Source organism: Rhizobium sp. P28RR-XV (assembly GCF_012641385.1).
Classification (GTDB): domain Bacteria; phylum Pseudomonadota; class Alphaproteobacteria; order Rhizobiales; family Rhizobiaceae; genus Rhizobium.
Map to the genome: position 1 here is coordinate 205,907 of NZ_JABAIG010000002.1, position 14,613 is coordinate 220,519.

The 14,613-nt window shown below is 60.4% G+C and carries 11 protein-coding genes; 2 read left to right on the top strand and 9 right to left on the bottom strand.

Features of this window, described 5'->3' with window-relative positions:
* Positions 1-4: 4 nt before the first annotated feature.
* The 3 genes from urtC to urtA all read right to left on the bottom strand — a co-directional run bounded on the left by urtC (position 5) and on the right by urtA (position 4,149).
* The gene (urtC, locus tag HGP12_RS04650) at positions 5-1,165 is read right to left on the bottom strand and encodes an urea ABC transporter permease subunit UrtC (RefSeq protein ID WP_168838387.1); all 1,161 of its coding nucleotides are present in this window, start codon (positions 1,163-1,165) and stop codon (positions 5-7) included.
* Positions 1,162-2,787: an urea ABC transporter permease subunit UrtB gene (urtB, locus tag HGP12_RS04655; protein ID WP_168838386.1), complete on the bottom strand. Its 1,626-nt coding sequence runs from the start codon at positions 2,785-2,787 to the stop codon at positions 1,162-1,164. The genes urtC and urtB overlap by 4 nt, the downstream gene beginning before the upstream one ends.
* A gap of 72 nt (positions 2,788-2,859) precedes the next feature.
* Complete coding sequence (gene urtA, locus HGP12_RS04660) at positions 2,860-4,149, bottom strand: urea ABC transporter substrate-binding protein (protein ID WP_168838385.1); 1,290 nt, start codon at positions 4,147-4,149, stop codon at positions 2,860-2,862.
* Between the two features lie 230 nt (positions 4,150-4,379).
* Here urtA and HGP12_RS04665 point away from each other — a divergent pair, with 230 nt between their 5' ends.
* A complete protein-coding gene (locus HGP12_RS04665; RefSeq protein ID WP_168838384.1) occupies positions 4,380-7,769 on the top strand; it encodes an ATP-binding protein in 3,390 nt (1,129 codons plus the stop codon).
* Positions 7,762-8,685: a response regulator transcription factor gene (locus tag HGP12_RS04670; protein WP_168838383.1), complete on the top strand. Its 924-nt coding sequence runs from the start codon at positions 7,762-7,764 to the stop codon at positions 8,683-8,685. Before HGP12_RS04665 ends, HGP12_RS04670 begins: the two co-directional genes overlap by 8 nt.
* Positions 8,686-8,822: 137 nt before the next feature.
* On the opposite strand, the gene HGP12_RS04675 is transcribed toward HGP12_RS04670, so the two are convergent.
* The 6 genes from HGP12_RS04675 to livM all read right to left on the bottom strand — a co-directional run bounded on the left by HGP12_RS04675 (position 8,823) and on the right by livM (position 14,573).
* On the bottom strand, positions 8,823-9,794 hold the full coding sequence (locus HGP12_RS04675) for a 2-hydroxyacid dehydrogenase (protein WP_168838382.1): 972 nt from the start codon (positions 9,792-9,794) through the stop codon (positions 8,823-8,825).
* Between the two features lie 158 nt (positions 9,795-9,952).
* On the bottom strand, positions 9,953-11,074 hold the full coding sequence (locus HGP12_RS04680) for a branched-chain amino acid ABC transporter substrate-binding protein (RefSeq protein ID WP_168838381.1): 1,122 nt from the start codon (positions 11,072-11,074) through the stop codon (positions 9,953-9,955).
* Positions 11,075-11,257: 183 nt separating this feature from the next.
* Entirely contained in the window at positions 11,258-11,611 is a 354-nt protein-coding gene (locus HGP12_RS04685) for a DUF6867 family protein (RefSeq protein WP_168838380.1), read from the bottom strand.
* Between the two features lie 24 nt (positions 11,612-11,635).
* On the bottom strand, positions 11,636-12,364 hold the full coding sequence (locus HGP12_RS04690; RefSeq protein ID WP_168838379.1) for an ABC transporter ATP-binding protein: 729 nt from the start codon (positions 12,362-12,364) through the stop codon (positions 11,636-11,638).
* Positions 12,364-13,239 (bottom strand): ABC transporter ATP-binding protein, encoded by an 876-nt coding sequence (locus tag HGP12_RS04695; protein WP_168838378.1) that lies wholly within the window; start codon positions 13,237-13,239, stop codon positions 12,364-12,366. Before HGP12_RS04695 ends, HGP12_RS04690 begins: the two co-directional genes overlap by 1 nt.
* Positions 13,239-14,573 (bottom strand): high-affinity branched-chain amino acid ABC transporter permease LivM, encoded by a 1,335-nt coding sequence (gene livM, locus HGP12_RS04700; RefSeq protein WP_409526804.1) that lies wholly within the window; start codon positions 14,571-14,573, stop codon positions 13,239-13,241. The genes HGP12_RS04695 and livM overlap by 1 nt, the downstream gene beginning before the upstream one ends.
* Positions 14,574-14,613: the final 40 nt, after the last annotated feature.

Sequence of the window (14,613 nt, forward strand, 5' to 3'; positions counted from 1 at the left end):
GGTCCTACTCCGCAGCCTGCACGGACTGTTGGGCGTCATCCTTCGCAGCCTTCGGCGGCGGATTGTCCGGCCTACGCTTGCTGCCGAGATATTGCGCGATGGTGCCGACGATGCCCTTGGGCAGGAACAAGGTCACCGCGACGAACAGGCCGCCGAGCGCAAACAGCCAGAACTCGGGAAACAGGCCGGTAAAGACTGTTTTGCCGCCGTTGACGAGCACGGCGCCGATGATCGGGCCGATCAAGGTGGCGCGGCCGCCGACGGCCGTCCAGATGACCACTTCGATCGAATTGGCGGGCGCGAATTCGCCGGGATTGATGATGCCGATCTGCGGCACGTAGAGTGCACCGGCAATCCCTGCCATCATGGCCGAGACGACGAAAACGAAGAGCTTCATGTGCTCGACGCGATAGCCGAGGAAACGCGTGCGGCTTTCCGCATCCCGCACGCCCACCAGCACCTTGCCGAACTTCGAGCGCACGATCGCCGAGGACAGCATCAGCGCCAGCGCCAGGAACACCGCCGTGACAGCGAAAAGCACGGCGCGGGTGCCATCGGCCTGGATGTTGAAGCCGAGAATATCCTTGAAGTCGGTGAGGCCGTTATTGCCGCCGAAACCCATATCGTTGCGGAAGAAGGCAAGCAGCAGCGCATAGGTCATCGCCTGCGTGATGATCGACAGATAGACACCGTTGACGCGCGAGCGGAAGGCAAACCAGCCGAACACGAAGGCCAGCAGAGCGGGTGCCGCCAAAACCATGATCATGGCGAACCAGAAATGGTCAAAGCCATACCAGAACCACGGCAGCTCCTTCCAGTTCAGGAACACCATGAAGTCGGGCAGGATCGGATTGCCATAGGTGCCGCGCGAGCCGATCTGACGCATCAGATACATGCCCATCGCATAGCCGCCGAGCGCGAAGAACGCTCCGTGGCCAAGCGAGAGAATGCCGCAATAACCCCAGACGAGATCGAGCGCCAAGGCGAGCAGCGCATAGGTCAGATATTTGCCGAATAGCGACATCAGGTAGGTCGGCACATGCAGCGCGCTGGTTTCGGGCAACAGCAGGTTCGACAACGGCAGGAGAAAGGCGATGGCGATCAATATCGCGATGGCAATGCTGATACGCCGGTCGAGCGAGCGGAGGATAAAGGCCGTGATCATGCTTCCACCGCCCTGCCCTTGAGCGCGAAGAGGCCGCGCGGACGTTTCTGGATAAAGAGGATGATGAGGACGAGGACGAGGATCTTGCCGAGCACCGCTCCCGCATAGGGTTCGAGGAACTTGTTGAGAATGCCGAGCGAAAAGGCGCCGACGAGCGTCCCCCAAAGATTGCCGACACCACCGAACACCACGACCATGAAACTGTCGATGATGTAGCTCTGGCCGAGGTTCGGCGAGACGTTGTCGATCTGCGAGAGCGCCACACCCGCCATGCCGGCGATGCCCGACCCCAGCGCAAAGGTGAAGGCGTCGACCCAGGACGTGCGTATCCCCATCGAAGAGGCCATGCGCCGATTCTGCGTCACCGCCCGCATCTGCAGCCCAAACGCCGAGCGCTTGAGGAGAAGCAGGAGCGCCACGAAGACAGCGAGCGCAAAGACGATGATCCAGAGACGGTTCCAGGTGATCGAGAGATAGCCGAGGTCGAACGAACCCGACATCCACGAGGGATTGCCGACCTCCTGATTGGTCGGTCCGAAGATCGAGCGTACCGCCTGCTGCAGGATCAGCGAGATACCCCAGGTGGCGAGCAATGTTTCCAGCGGCCTGCCATAGAGAAAGCGGATAACGCCGCGCTCGATGACGAGACCGACGGCGCCGGTGACAATGAAGGCAACCGGCAGCGCGATCGCCAGCGACCAGTCGAACAGCACAGGATAGGAACTGCGGATGACACTCTGGACCATGAAGGTCGAATAGGCGCCGAGCATCACCATCTCGCCATGCGCCATGTTGATGATGCCCATGACGCCGAAGGTGATGGCAAGGCCGATGGCGGCCAGAAGCAGTACCGAGCCGAGCGACAGCCCGTACCAGACGTTCTGCACCGCATCCCAAAACTTCAACTGCTCCTGAATGCCGGCAATGGCGGCAGCGATATCAGGCTTGAGGCTATCGTCCACCGACACCGAAGATAGAATGCCGATCGCATCCCGACCGCCTTCGTTCTTGATCGTCTCGATCGCCGCCTTCTTGTCTTCCACCGGACGGTCAGAGCCAAGTATTGCAACGGCCCTTGCCCTTTCGAGCACGCCGCGAATTTCTCCGTCCTTCTCGCTCTTCAGCGCGGTCTCGACGGCTTCCAGCGAATCCGCGCTCGGCGCCTTCAGGATGGATTGCGCCGCCTCCAGCCGCGTCGCGCGATCCGGGCTCATCAGCGTCAGACCGCCGAGAGCCGCGCGAACCGTACGGCGCAGATTGTTGTTGATCTTGATCTTGCCGAGATTGTCCTTGGCTTCCTGGCCTGCGGCCTGCCCGGTCAGAGGGTCCGCCAGGTCCATCATTTCGCCTGAGGACTTGGCGATGAACACCTGGTTGTCTGATCTCCTTATATAAAGATCGCCGTCGGAAAAGGCCTGCAACGCCGGCACGACCTTGGGATCGCCTGTTTTTGCCAGATTTTGAACGATCTCTCCGGCCTTTTGGAAATTGGCCTGGCCGAGCGAATTGATCAGGCCATGCGCATCCTCCTGGGCACGCAGGCTCGTCGCCGTCAGCGCCAGCATCAGGCAGAAACCGGCGACGAGCGCCAGGGCTATGCGGTAAACGAATTTGTCGAACATTGGGCTTGTCCCCTCAAGCTGCCGCGGGCAGAAAAGCCTGCCCGCGGCGGTCTTGCGTCATTTCGGCTGATATCAGGAACCCTTGCCGCCGCACTTGCCGGTGGAAACGTTGAAGTTGCCGCAGTTCATCGGCATGCGCCAATCCGAGATCAGGTCCTTGCTGTCGGGCAGATAATTGGACCATTCCTTGCCGACCACGGCAGGGGTCTGCGACACGACGTCGAACTGGCCGTTCTCCTGCACTTCGCCAATCAGAACCGGCTTGGTGATGTAGTGGTTCGGCATCATGGTGGCGGTGCCGCCGGTGAGGTTCGGAACCGAAACGCCGACGAGCGCGTCGATCACCTTGTCCGGATCGGTGGTGCCGGCCTTCTCGACAGCCTTCACCCACATGTTGAAGCCGATATAGGCGGCTTCCATCGGGTCGTTGGTCACGCGCTTGTCGTTCTTGGTGTAGGCATGCCATTCCTTGATAAAGGCGGCGTTGGCGGGCGTATCGACGGACTGGAAGTAATTCCAGGCAGCGAGATGTCCCACAAGCGGCTTGGTATCGACGCCGGCAAGCTCTTCTTCGCCGACGGAGAAGGCGACGACCGGGATATCCTCGGCCTTGACGCCCTGGTTGCCCAGTTCCTTGTAGAAGGGCACGTTGGCATCGCCGTTGATGGTGGAGACGACGGCAGTCTTCTTGCCGCCAGCGCCAAAAGCCTTGATCTTCGAGACTTCCGTCTGCCAGTCGGAGAAGCCGAACGGCGTGTAGTTGATGATGATGTCTTCGTCCTTGACACCCTTGGACTTCAGATAGGCCTCGAGGATCTTGTTCGTCGTGCGCGGATAGACATAGTCCGTGCCTTCAAGCACCCAGCGCTGCACGCCTTCGTTCTTCATCAGGTAGTCGACGGCAGGGATGGCCTGCTGGTTGGGAGCGGCACCCGTATAGAAGACGTTGCGCTCGGATTCCTCGCCTTCGAACTGCACCGGATAGAACAGGATCGAATTCAGTTCCTTGAAGACGGGCAGAACCGACTTGCGCGACACCGAAGTCCAGCAGCCGAACACGGCGGAGACCTTGTCCTTCTGGATCAGCTCACGAGCCTTTTCGGCAAACAGCGGCCAGTCGGAGGCCGGATCGACGACAACGGGTTCGAGCTTCTTGCCGAGAACGCCGCCCTTCTTGTTCTGCTCGTCGATGAGCATCAGCATGGCGTCCTTCAGCGTCGTTTCCGAGATCGCCATGGTGCCGGAAAGCGAATGCAGCACGCCGACCTTGATGGTGTCGTCGGCTGCGAAAGCGCCGTGGAATGCGGTCGTGGACATGATGGCGCCAAGCAGCGCGCCGGAGACGATTGTCTTGAATTTCATCCGTGGTTCCCCTCTTTTTGTCTGCCGCAACGGCCGGTAAACGAAGATGAACCGTTGCCTTTCGCGACTATCCGGCAGCGCCTGGGGAAACCACATACGTAATATGACGTAGGCATCGGGGCGAAATGTGCAGCTTTGGGCACCCGCATGCCCTTAAGCACCGTATCGATCCATGTTACGACATCGCTGAACTGCCGGAATTACTATGGCAGGACCACTGAAGGGCAAGCATGGCTGCGCGGCAACGCATCATTCCGGTAAGACGCGAGTATAATCGCTGGGTCGCAAACCAGACGCTGGAAGACTATGCCCTGCGTTTCACCGCCAAGAGCGCGCGCCAATTTTCCTCGCAACGCATCTCGCAGACCGCGATTGGTGCCATTTCCTTCCTGGCGCTGGAGGCGATCGGCGGCTCGATCACGCTCTCCTATGGCACGACCAACGCCTTCTACGCCATCATCGTCGCGAGCCTTGTCATGCTCGGGATAGGGCTACCGATCAGCCGTTATGCTATTCGCCACGGCGTCGATATCGACCTGCTGACGCGCGGCGCGAGCTTCGGTTATATCGGCTCGACCATCACTTCGCTGATCTACGCCAGCTTCACCTTCATGCTGTTTGCGATCGAGGCGTCGATCATGTCCGGGGCGCTGGAGCTGACGCTCGGTATACCCGTGTGGATCGGCTATATCATCAGCGCCGTCATGGTGATCCCGCTCGTCACGCATGGCGTCCGTCTCATCAGCCGCTTCCAGCTGCTGACCCAGCCCTTCTGGATCGTTCTCAACATCTTGCCCTTCGTCTTCATCGCCTTTGCCGATTGGGGAAAATTCGATCTCTGGCGTGCCTTTGCCGGCATTCATCATGCAGCAAGCGCGCCGGGGAGCGCCGCCCCCTTCGATCTGGTGGAATTCGGCGCCGCCTCCGCCGTCATCCTCGCCTTGATGTCGCAGATCGGCGAGCAGGCCGACTTCCTGCGGTTCCTGCCGCCTGATGGTCACCGCAAATGGCGCCATCGCCTGGCCATCTTCCTTGCCGGACCGGGATGGGTCATCATCGGCGCGCCGAAGCTGCTGGCCGGTTCCTTTCTCGTCGTTCTGACGCTGACCTCGGGCGTGCCGGCCGATCGTGCCGCCGATCCCGCGCAGATGTATCTGACCGCCTTCGGTTACATGATCCCCTGGCACAATGCCGCGCTGCTGTTGATGGCGGCCTTCGTGATGATCTCGCAGTTGAAGATCAACGTCATGAATGCCTATGCCGGCTCGCTCGCATGGTCGAACTTCTTTTCGCGGCTGACACATAGCCATCCCGGCCGGGTGATCTGGCTCGTCTTCAATGTCGCCATCGCGCTGCTATTGATGGAGCTCGGGATCTACCGGCTGCTGGAGGAGACGCTCGGCATCTTCTCGATCATCGCCATGGCCTGGCTCTGCACCATCTCCGCCGATCTCTTCATCAACAAGCCGCTCGGGCTGGCACCACCCGGCATCGAATTCAAGCGCGCGCATCTTTACGACATCAATCCGGTCGGCCTCGGCGCCATGGCGCTTTCGGCAACCATCGCCCTGATTGCGCATTTCGGTGCTTTCGGCTCGATCGCGGCATCACTTGCGCCCTACATCACCCTGATCGTCGCGGTCATCGCCTCACCCGCCATCGCCTGGGCCACCGAGGGCAAATACTATCTCGCCCGCAAACCGCGCCAAAGCTGGAAGAACCTGACCACCATCACCTGCTCCGTCTGCGAGCACCCATTCGAGCCGGAGGACATGGCCTGGTGCCCGGCCTATGCCGCACCGATCTGCTCGCTCTGCTGTTCGCTCGACAGCCGCTGTCACGACATGTGCAAGCCGAAGGCGCGGCTCAATACGCAGGTCGCCACCGTCGCAAAGACCTTGCTGCCGGAAAGCATCGTCGCCAAGCTCGCCACGCGCCTCGGCCGCTACGGCATTGCCGTCGCCGTGGCATTGACTGCCGTGGGTGCGATCCTGGCAATGATCGCCCATCAGGTCGGCGCCGCCTCTCCCGAGACGGCCTCCGTGGTCAACCGCACGATCCTGATCGTCTTCTTCGTCTTTGCCGTCATCGCCGGTGTCGTCTGCTGGTTCTATGTACTGGCCCATGACAGCCGCGTGGTCGCGGAGGAGGAATCCTCGCGCCAGAACACGCTGCTCTTGAAGGAAATTGCCGCCCACAAGAAGACGGACGCCGCCCTGCAGGGCGCCAAGGAAGCCGCCGAAGCCGCCAACCGCGCCAAGAGCCGCTATGTTGTCGGCCTGAGCCACGAACTGCGCACGCCGCTCAATGCCGTGCTCGGTTACGCGCAGATCCTGGAGCGAGACGAGACCATTCCGGCACCCCGACAATCCTCGCTGAAGGTCATCCGCCGCAGTGCCGAGCATCTTTCTGGCCTTATCGATGGGCTGCTCGATATTTCGAAGATCGAGGCCGGCCGCCTGCAAGTCTATTCCAATGAGATCAACATTCGGGATTTCCTCGATCAGATCATCGACATGTTCCATCCCCAGGCGCAGGCCAAGGGGCTGACCTTCATCCATGAACGCTCCGGAGCCCTGCCCGACTATGTCCGCACCGACGAGAAGCGGCTGCGCCAGATCCTCGTCAACCTGCTGTCCAACGCCATCAAGTTCACGGATACCGGAACCGTTCGCTTCGAGGTGGGCTATCGCAACCAGGTCGCCACCTTCACTGTTTCCGACACCGGTCGCGGCATCGCCGCAAAGGACATCACCCGCATCTACGAGCCCTTCCAGCGTGGCGAAGCCGACAGCGTAAGGCCGATGCCCGGCCTCGGCCTCGGGCTGACGATCACACAACTGCTGACGAACACGCTCGGCGGCGAAATTTCCGTCGCGAGCGAGAAGGACCAAGGCTCGACGTTCAAGGTACGCCTGATGCTGTCGGCCGTGATCCGCCCGATGAAGCCGCCGGCGCAGGAACAGCGCATCGCCGGCTACGAGGGACCGCGTCGGACCGTCGTCGTCGTTGACGACAACGAAGATCATCGCGAGCTGATGCGCGAGATCCTGTCGCCGCTCGATTTCATCGTGCTGACCGCCGCCGGCGGCCCCGACTGCCTGACACTGATCGAAGGCATCAAGCCGGATCTGTTCCTCGTCGATATCTCCATGCCCGGCATGAACGGCTGGCAGCTCGTCTCGCGCCTCCGCGAAAACGGCCAGACGGCGCCCATCCTCATGCTGTCGGCCAATATAGGCGACGCCGCCGCCGCGACCGACAGCGACGACAGCCACAATGACGCCATTTCCAAACCGGTCGATATCCGCCAGCTTCGCGATAAACTTGCGCTGCATCTCGGGCTGAAATGGATCTATGCCGATGCCTCCGCTCCGGTGGCCCCGAAGCCGCCACCACCCCTGAAGAGCCCGGGGATAGAACATGTCCGGGAGCTGATGCGGCTTGGCGAAATCGGCTATATCAGGGGTATCGAGGCGAAGCTTGCGGATCTCGCCAAGCTCGACGAGAACAGGCCCTTCACCGAGGCTTTGCGCGCTCATGTCCAGGCCTTCAATCTCGACGGCTTCTTAGACATGCTGCATACCTTCGACACTGAAAAGGTAGAACAGATTGGCTGAGCCCACCCTTCCCCGCGACATAGTCTTGCTGGTGGACGATTCCCCCGAGGCACTCGGCTTCCTGACGGATGCGCTCGAGCAGTCCGGCTTCTCCGTGTTGATCGCCACCTCCGGATCGGCGGCGCTGAACATTGTCGAGCGCATCACGCCCGATCTCATCCTGCTCGATGCGGTCATGCCGGCGATGGATGGTTTCGAGACCTGCCGCCGGCTGAAGGCCAATGCCGGCATCGCCCAGATTCCCGTCGTCTTCATGACCGGGCTGACCGAGACGGAGCATGTGGTGCATGCGCTGGAATCGGGCGGCGTCGACTACCTGACCAAGCCGATCAATATCGACGAGCTACGCGCCCGCATCCGCGTTCACCTGCGCAATGCCCGCTCCGCCCAGAGCGCGCGGGTGGCGCTCGACGCCGCCGGCCGCCATCTCCTGGCGGTCAAGGGCAACGGCGCCATCCATTGGTCGACACCGCAGGCGACCCGCCTCATCAATGCCGCAACCGGCAGCGACGATGGCCTCGATCTCGCCTCGAAACATATCGCCGCCTTCATGTTGGAACGCGAGCGGCTCGGGCTGGCGCGCGACAATCTTCTTTCGATCAGCAATGGCGGCCAGGCGGCGTTGCAATTCACCTTCCTCGGCGCCATCGGCCCAGACGAATATCTCTTTCGCCTGACGGCGACCAGCCAGCGCGCCGACGACGAAGCCTTGCGCCAGCACTTTGCGCTGACGCAACGCGAATCCGAAGTGTTGCTGTGGCTCGCCAAGGGTAAATCGAACCGCGACATCGGCGAAATCCTCGGGCTATCGGCCCGCACGGTGAACAAGCATCTGGAACAGATCTATGTGAAGCTTGGCGTCGAGAACCGGGCATCAGCTGCCGTCAAGGCGGCGCATGTTCTGCACGAAGTGTAAGCGAAATTGTTCCCTCTCCCCGCTTGCGGGGTGAAGAATTCTAGAGCGGTTCAGCTTTTCACGGAATCGCTGAACCGCTCTAGCTCTTTGTTGTCCCGCAATTCCGGACGGAAAACCGCACTTTTCCTGGAATTGCTCTAGGCAACCCGATCCGGCGGCTGGCGCCCGGCAAAGAAGGCCGTGATATTGTCCACCACTTTCATGCCCATGGCCGTGCGCGTCTCTTCCGTGGCGCTGCCGAGATGCGGCACGAGCACGACATTGTTCATCGCCCGCAGGCGCTCGGGAACATGCGGCTCGGCCTCATAGACGTCGAGGCCGGCGCCGCGGATCGTCCCCTGCTCCAGCGCGGAAATCAACGCCTCCTCGTCGACGACATCTCCCCTTGCCGTATTGATCAGGAAAGCGCCGGGTTTCATGGCTGCGAAACGGGCCGCATTCATCAGATGGCGGTTTTCGGCGCCGCCCGGGCAATGCAGGGAGACGAAGTCCGAGACTTCGAGAACATCCTCCACCCTCTGCAATTGCACGGCGCCATAGCGCGCGGCTTCCATCGGATCGATGGCGGAGCGATTATGGAAGACGACATCCATGCCGAAGCCGAAATGACAGCGCTGCGCGAACGCCCTGCCGATGCGGCCGAAGCCGATGATGCCGACTGTCTTGCCGGTGACTTTGGTGCCGACCAGATGCGTCGGCCGCCAGCCGGTCCATGCCCCGGCTCTCAGCTCGCGCTCCCCTTCTCCGCCGCGTCGCGCAACGGAAAGCAGGAGCAGCATGGCGATATCCGCCGTGCAGTCCGTCAGCACGCCAGGCGTATTGGTAACGACGACGCCCTTTTCCTTGGCGGCGGCGATATCGATGTGATTGAAGCCGACACCGAAATTGCCGAGGATCCTCGTCCGGATCGCCTGACCTTCGAAGAGCGCGGCCGGAAGCTTGTCGGATACGGTCGGCAGAACCGCATCATAGGCCAGCAGCGCCTCGCGCAACTGCGCCAAATCGAGCGCGACGTCATCCTTGTTCAGCGTGACGTCGAAACGCTCCGAAAGCACCGCCTCGACCGCGGCCGGCCAGCGCCGGGTAACGAGAATACGGGGTTTGCTCATGCTGTCTTCCTCCTGCCGATACAAGGCAGATTTAAAGCAGCTCTTGCGCGAAGGGAACGGCGAACCGACTTTGCGGTTATGAAAACGACATGAGAAAAGCCCGGCCGATGGCCGGGCTCCTCAGATCACCAGCAATGCCTAAAAAGGCAGTGCAAAGATTACTTCGAGATTTCGTCGTAGTTGTACTTGCCGTCAGAACCCTTGGCCCACTTGTACATCACGTAGTCCGGGCGGGTGATATCGCCCTTGGCGTTGAAGCCAAGCTCGCCGATGGCGGTCTTGAACGGACCCTTTGCCTTCAGTGCGTCCGCTACAGCCATCGGATCGTTGGAGCCGGCAGCCTTGGCGGCGTCGGCGATAACCTGCAGAGCCGAATAGGAATAGAGCGTGTAACCTTCCGGCTCGTAGCCGGCAGCGCGGAACTTGGCAACCAGATCCTTGGAAGCCGGGTTCTTGCGCGGATCCGGCGCGAAGGTCATCAGCGTGCCGTCAACCGCATCGCCGGCGATCGAAGCCAGTTCGTTCGAGACGATACCGTCACCGGACATGAAGTGAGCCTTTACGCCCTGGTCGGCCATCTGACGCATGATGAGGCCGGCTTCGGTATGCAGACCGCCGTAATAGACGAAGTCGACGCCAGCCTGCTTCATCTTGGCGATGAGGGCGGAGTAGTCCTTGTCGCCGGGGGTGATGCCTTCGTAAAGAACTTCCTTTACGCCATCGGCGTTGAGGTTCTTCTTTGTTTCATCGGCCAGGCCCTGACCATACGGGGTCTTGTCGTGAACGACGGCAACCTTGGCGCTCTTGAAATTGTCGGCGATATACTTGCCGGCAACCTCGCCCTGCTGGTCATCACGACCGCAAGTGCGGAAAGTGTTCCACAGGCCGCGTTCAGTGAACTGCGGATTGGTCGAAGCGGGAGTGATCTGCAAGATGCCGTTTTCGGCGTAAACTTCCGAAGCCGGGATGGAAACGCCCGAGTTGAAGTGACCGATAACGAACTTCACGCCGTCAGCGACGAACTTGTTGGCGACCGAAACGCCCTGCTTGGCATCGGACACGTCGTCGCCGAGTTCGATCTTGACCTTTTCCCCGTTGATGCCGCCGGCCGCATTGATATCGGCAGCAGCCTGTTCCGCACCCTTCTGGAGCTGCGCGCCAAACGCAGCATTCGGGCCGGTCAACGGACCGCCAACGCCGATAATGATGTCGGCCTTGGCAACGCCGCCAAACGCGATCATCGCCGACAAAGCCACCGCCGACAGAAGATACTTCTTCATATTGTTACTCCCAATTTTTAAGCGGGTTCCGTTGATTTACCCTGCGCGATACCCACCAATCATCACGCCGGTAACGCTTATATTTCCGAACTCTGGAAGCATGATCCTGCCATTATCACTTACTTTTATGAGGCAGGATGACGCCTATGCTGCACGCAGACTGAGCCTAGTTTAAGCACACTGTCAATTCTTCTTCTTCCAAGAAAAGGCCGAGGTCTTTTCATAGAGCCAGTAATAATTATTCACCATCTGGTCGGTGCGCCGGTAGCGATATCCGGCCATCGAGAACACGAGCAGGAGAACGACGTCGATGATGTAGATCGTCGGATCGAACACCGGTCCGTTGAACAGCGCGTGGTGCAGGAATTGCAACCCAAGGCCGATCAGGAAGCTGTAGATGACCGCCAGCGGGTAGGAGTCCCAATTGGAAGCCACGGCACGGCCGGCGCGCCATGCGGTCCAGAGCCCAAGAATGACGATAACCGCGCGTATGACCATGCGTCCGCCGCTATCGCTGTCGAAGAAAAGTCCCTGCATATCAAATTCTCCGCGGAACGAGACTCAATGATGCCCACCTTCGAGATAGGCGGCGCGTACTTCCGGATTGGCAAGCAACTCCTTGCCCGAACCGGTCATCGTCACCCGGCCGTTGACCATCACATAGGCGCGATCGGAAAGCTTCAGCGCCGCAAAGGCATTCTGCTCGACCAGAAAGACCGTCAGCCCCTGGGTCTTGTTCAGATCCCTGATGGCCTCGAAGATACCTTTGACGATCAGGGGCGCAAGACCGAGCGAAGGCTCGTCCAGCAGCAGCAGCTTGGGACGCGCCATCAGTGCTCGGCCGATCGACAACATTTGCTGCTCGCCGCCCGAAAGCGTGCCGCCGCGCTGCGACTGGCGCTCTTTGAGGCGCGGGAAGAGCGTAAAGATCCTCTCGACGTCCTCGTTGAAATATTTGAGCTTGTCCAGGCTCGCGCCCATCTGCAGGTTTTCATGGACCGTCATGCGCGGAAAGATGCGCCGCCCTTCAGGCGACTGGGCGATGCGAAGCCTTGCGATCTCATGCGTCGGCATGCGGGTAATATCGCGGCCGTCGAACGTGACCGAACCGCTGCGTGCCTGCGGACTGCCGCAGATCGTCATCATCAGCGTCGACTTGCCAGCGCCGTTGGCACCGATCAGGCTGACGATCTCACCGCTGTTGACTTCGATATCGACACCGGCAAGAGCGCGGATATTGCCGTAATAGGTCTCGACACCCTGGACCTTCAGAAGCGGTTGCCCCGTCATCAATTTTCACCCTCTTGGAGGTGTTCGACTTCGGCAATCACCTCTTCCACTTCTTCATCCTCGACACCCAGATAGGCGGCGATCACCCGTGGATCATTCTTGACCTCATCCGGCGTGCCGTCGGCGATCTTCTGCCCGTACTCAAGCACGATGACATGGTCGGAGATTTCCATGACCACCGACATGTCATGTTCGATCAGAAGGATCGAGGTGCCGGTATCCTTGCGGATGCTGCGTAGAAACTCGTTAAGAACCAGGGACTCGCGAGGGTTGAGACCGGCAGCCGGCTCGTCCAGGCAAAGCAGTTCGGGGCCTGTGCACATGGCGCGGGCAATCTCCAGACGACGCTGGGCGCCGTAGGCAAGATCACCGGCGGGATCGTCGGCGCGATCGATGAGATCGGCCTTTTCGAGCCAGAAGCGCGCCAGCTCGATCGCGTTCTTCGCCTCTGAACGATAGCGGCCGACGCCAAGCAGGCCGAGGATCGTGTAGCCGGATGCCCGCATCAGCTTGTTGTGCTGCGCCACCAGCAGGTTCTCGAGCACGGTAAGGCCCGAAAACAGGCGGATGTTCTGGAAGGTGCGCGCCACCTTGGCTTCGCGCGTGATCCGGAAATCCGGAAGCCGTTCCAGCAGATAGTCCTTACCGCTTTTCTGGTTGAGCGTTATCATGCCCATCGTCGGCTTGTAGAAACCGGTTATGCAGTTGAACACCGTTGTCTTGCCGGCGCCGTTCGGTCCGATCAACGCTGTGATGTCGCCACGCTTCGCCTCGAAGGAGAAGTCGTTGATCGCCATCAGGCCACCGAACCTCATGGACAGGTGATCGACCTTCAGCAGGATGTCGTTGTCGGGGGTTGTGGTCACAGCGTTCATCAGCCGTGGCCCTCCTTGGTAAAGCTGCCGGAGACCGCTTTTCGCTCCTTGAGGAAGGCGGTCGGCTCGCGGGTGCCGACGAAGCCGCGCGGCTTGAAGATCATCACGACAACCATCGCAAGCCCGAAGATGAGCATGCGATAGAGTTCAGGGGTGAAATCGGCCCCGAAGAAAAGCTTGAGGAAACCCATGTTACGCAGCAGTTCGGTGCCGCCGATCATGGCGATCGCCGCGATCGCGATGCCCTTCAATGAGCCCATGCCGCCAAGGACGACGATCGCTAGGATCACAGCGGACTCGAGGAAGACGAAAGATTCCGGTGAAACGAAGCCCTGACGGGCCGCGAAGAAGGAGCCGGCAAATCCCCCGAACATCGCACCGGTGGCAAAAGCCGTCAGCTTCGTCGTCACCGTGTTGATGCCGAGCGAACGGCAGGCGATCTCGTCTTCACGCAGCGCTTCCCATGCACGGCCGATCGGCATGCGCCGCAGCCGGATCGTCACATAGGCCGTCAGCATGCAGAGCGCCAGGATGACGTAGAAGAGGAAGATCTTGTACCAGGCCGATGAGAACGGCAGACCGAAGGTGCGGATGAAGTTGTGCGGATCCTTGGTGTCGAAGGTATAGATGCCGAACAGCGATGCCTTGGTGATGTTGGAAATCCCGAAGCTGCCCTTCGTCACATCAGTCCAGTTGGTCAGAACGATGCGGATGATCTCACCGAAGGCCAGTGTCACGATCGCCAGATAGTCGCCGCGCAAACGCAGAACCGGGAAGCCGAGAATCATGCCCCAAAGACCGGCGAAGATACCGGAGAGCGGCAACAGGATCCAGAACGACAAGCCGAAATGCGTCGACAGCAGCGCGTAGGAATAGGCGCCGACCGCGTAGAAGGCGACGTAGCCAAGGTCCAGCAAGCCGGCGAGGCCGACGACGATGTTCAGGCCCCAGGCCAGCATCACGTAGATAAGAATCTGGATTCCGAAGTTGTCGACATAGGTCAGCGACCCCTGCGGACCGAAAAGCGCCAGCGCCAGCATCGGATAGATGAGCAGGAAAACCAGCGCCATCATATTGAAATTCTTGCCGACGAAGCCCTGTTCGGCGACAACGGGCGCAGCCTTGGCCTTCTCAGCCTTTCTCGCGTCCAAAAGGGGCTGCACGAACACCGTCATGACGAAGCGCCCGACCGCCGCGATGGCGACGATGGTGGCCAGCAAGCCCCAGCGCTGGACGATGACCAGCTTGTTGTCGATGTTTTGATCGGTCTTCAGGCCGATATAGAGGACGAACATGCCGAAGGCGATCAGCGCAGTCCAGAAGGCGTCGGTAATCCCTTTTTGGACAAGGCCGGGAGGGGTCTTGCCTGCAACG

What these genes read in the sequence shown, in the direction of transcription:
- urtB (WP_168838386.1), bottom strand. Translation starts at nt 2,787, where the DNA reads ATGTTCGACAAATTCGTTTACCGCATAGCCCTGGCGCTCGTCGCCGGT.
- HGP12_RS04685 (WP_168838380.1), bottom strand. Translation starts at nt 11,611, where the DNA reads ATGCAGGGACTTTTCTTCGACAGCGATAGCGGCGGACGCATGGTCATA.
- HGP12_RS04675 (WP_168838382.1), bottom strand. Translation starts at nt 9,794, where the DNA reads ATGAGCAAACCCCGTATTCTCGTTACCCGGCGCTGGCCGGCCGCGGTC.
- urtC (WP_168838387.1), bottom strand. Translation starts at nt 1,165, where the DNA reads ATGATCACGGCCTTTATCCTCCGCTCGCTCGACCGGCGTATCAGCATT.
- HGP12_RS04680 (WP_168838381.1), bottom strand. Translation starts at nt 11,074, where the DNA reads ATGAAGAAGTATCTTCTGTCGGCGGTGGCTTTGTCGGCGATGATCGCG.
- HGP12_RS04690 (WP_168838379.1), bottom strand. Translation starts at nt 12,364, where the DNA reads ATGACGGGGCAACCGCTTCTGAAGGTCCAGGGTGTCGAGACCTATTAC.
- HGP12_RS04665 (WP_168838384.1), top strand. Translation starts at nt 4,380, where the DNA reads ATGGCTGCGCGGCAACGCATCATTCCGGTAAGACGCGAGTATAATCGC.
- HGP12_RS04695 (WP_168838378.1), bottom strand. Translation starts at nt 13,239, where the DNA reads ATGAACGCTGTGACCACAACCCCCGACAACGACATCCTGCTGAAGGTC.
- urtA (WP_168838385.1), bottom strand. Translation starts at nt 4,149, where the DNA reads ATGAAATTCAAGACAATCGTCTCCGGCGCGCTGCTTGGCGCCATCATG.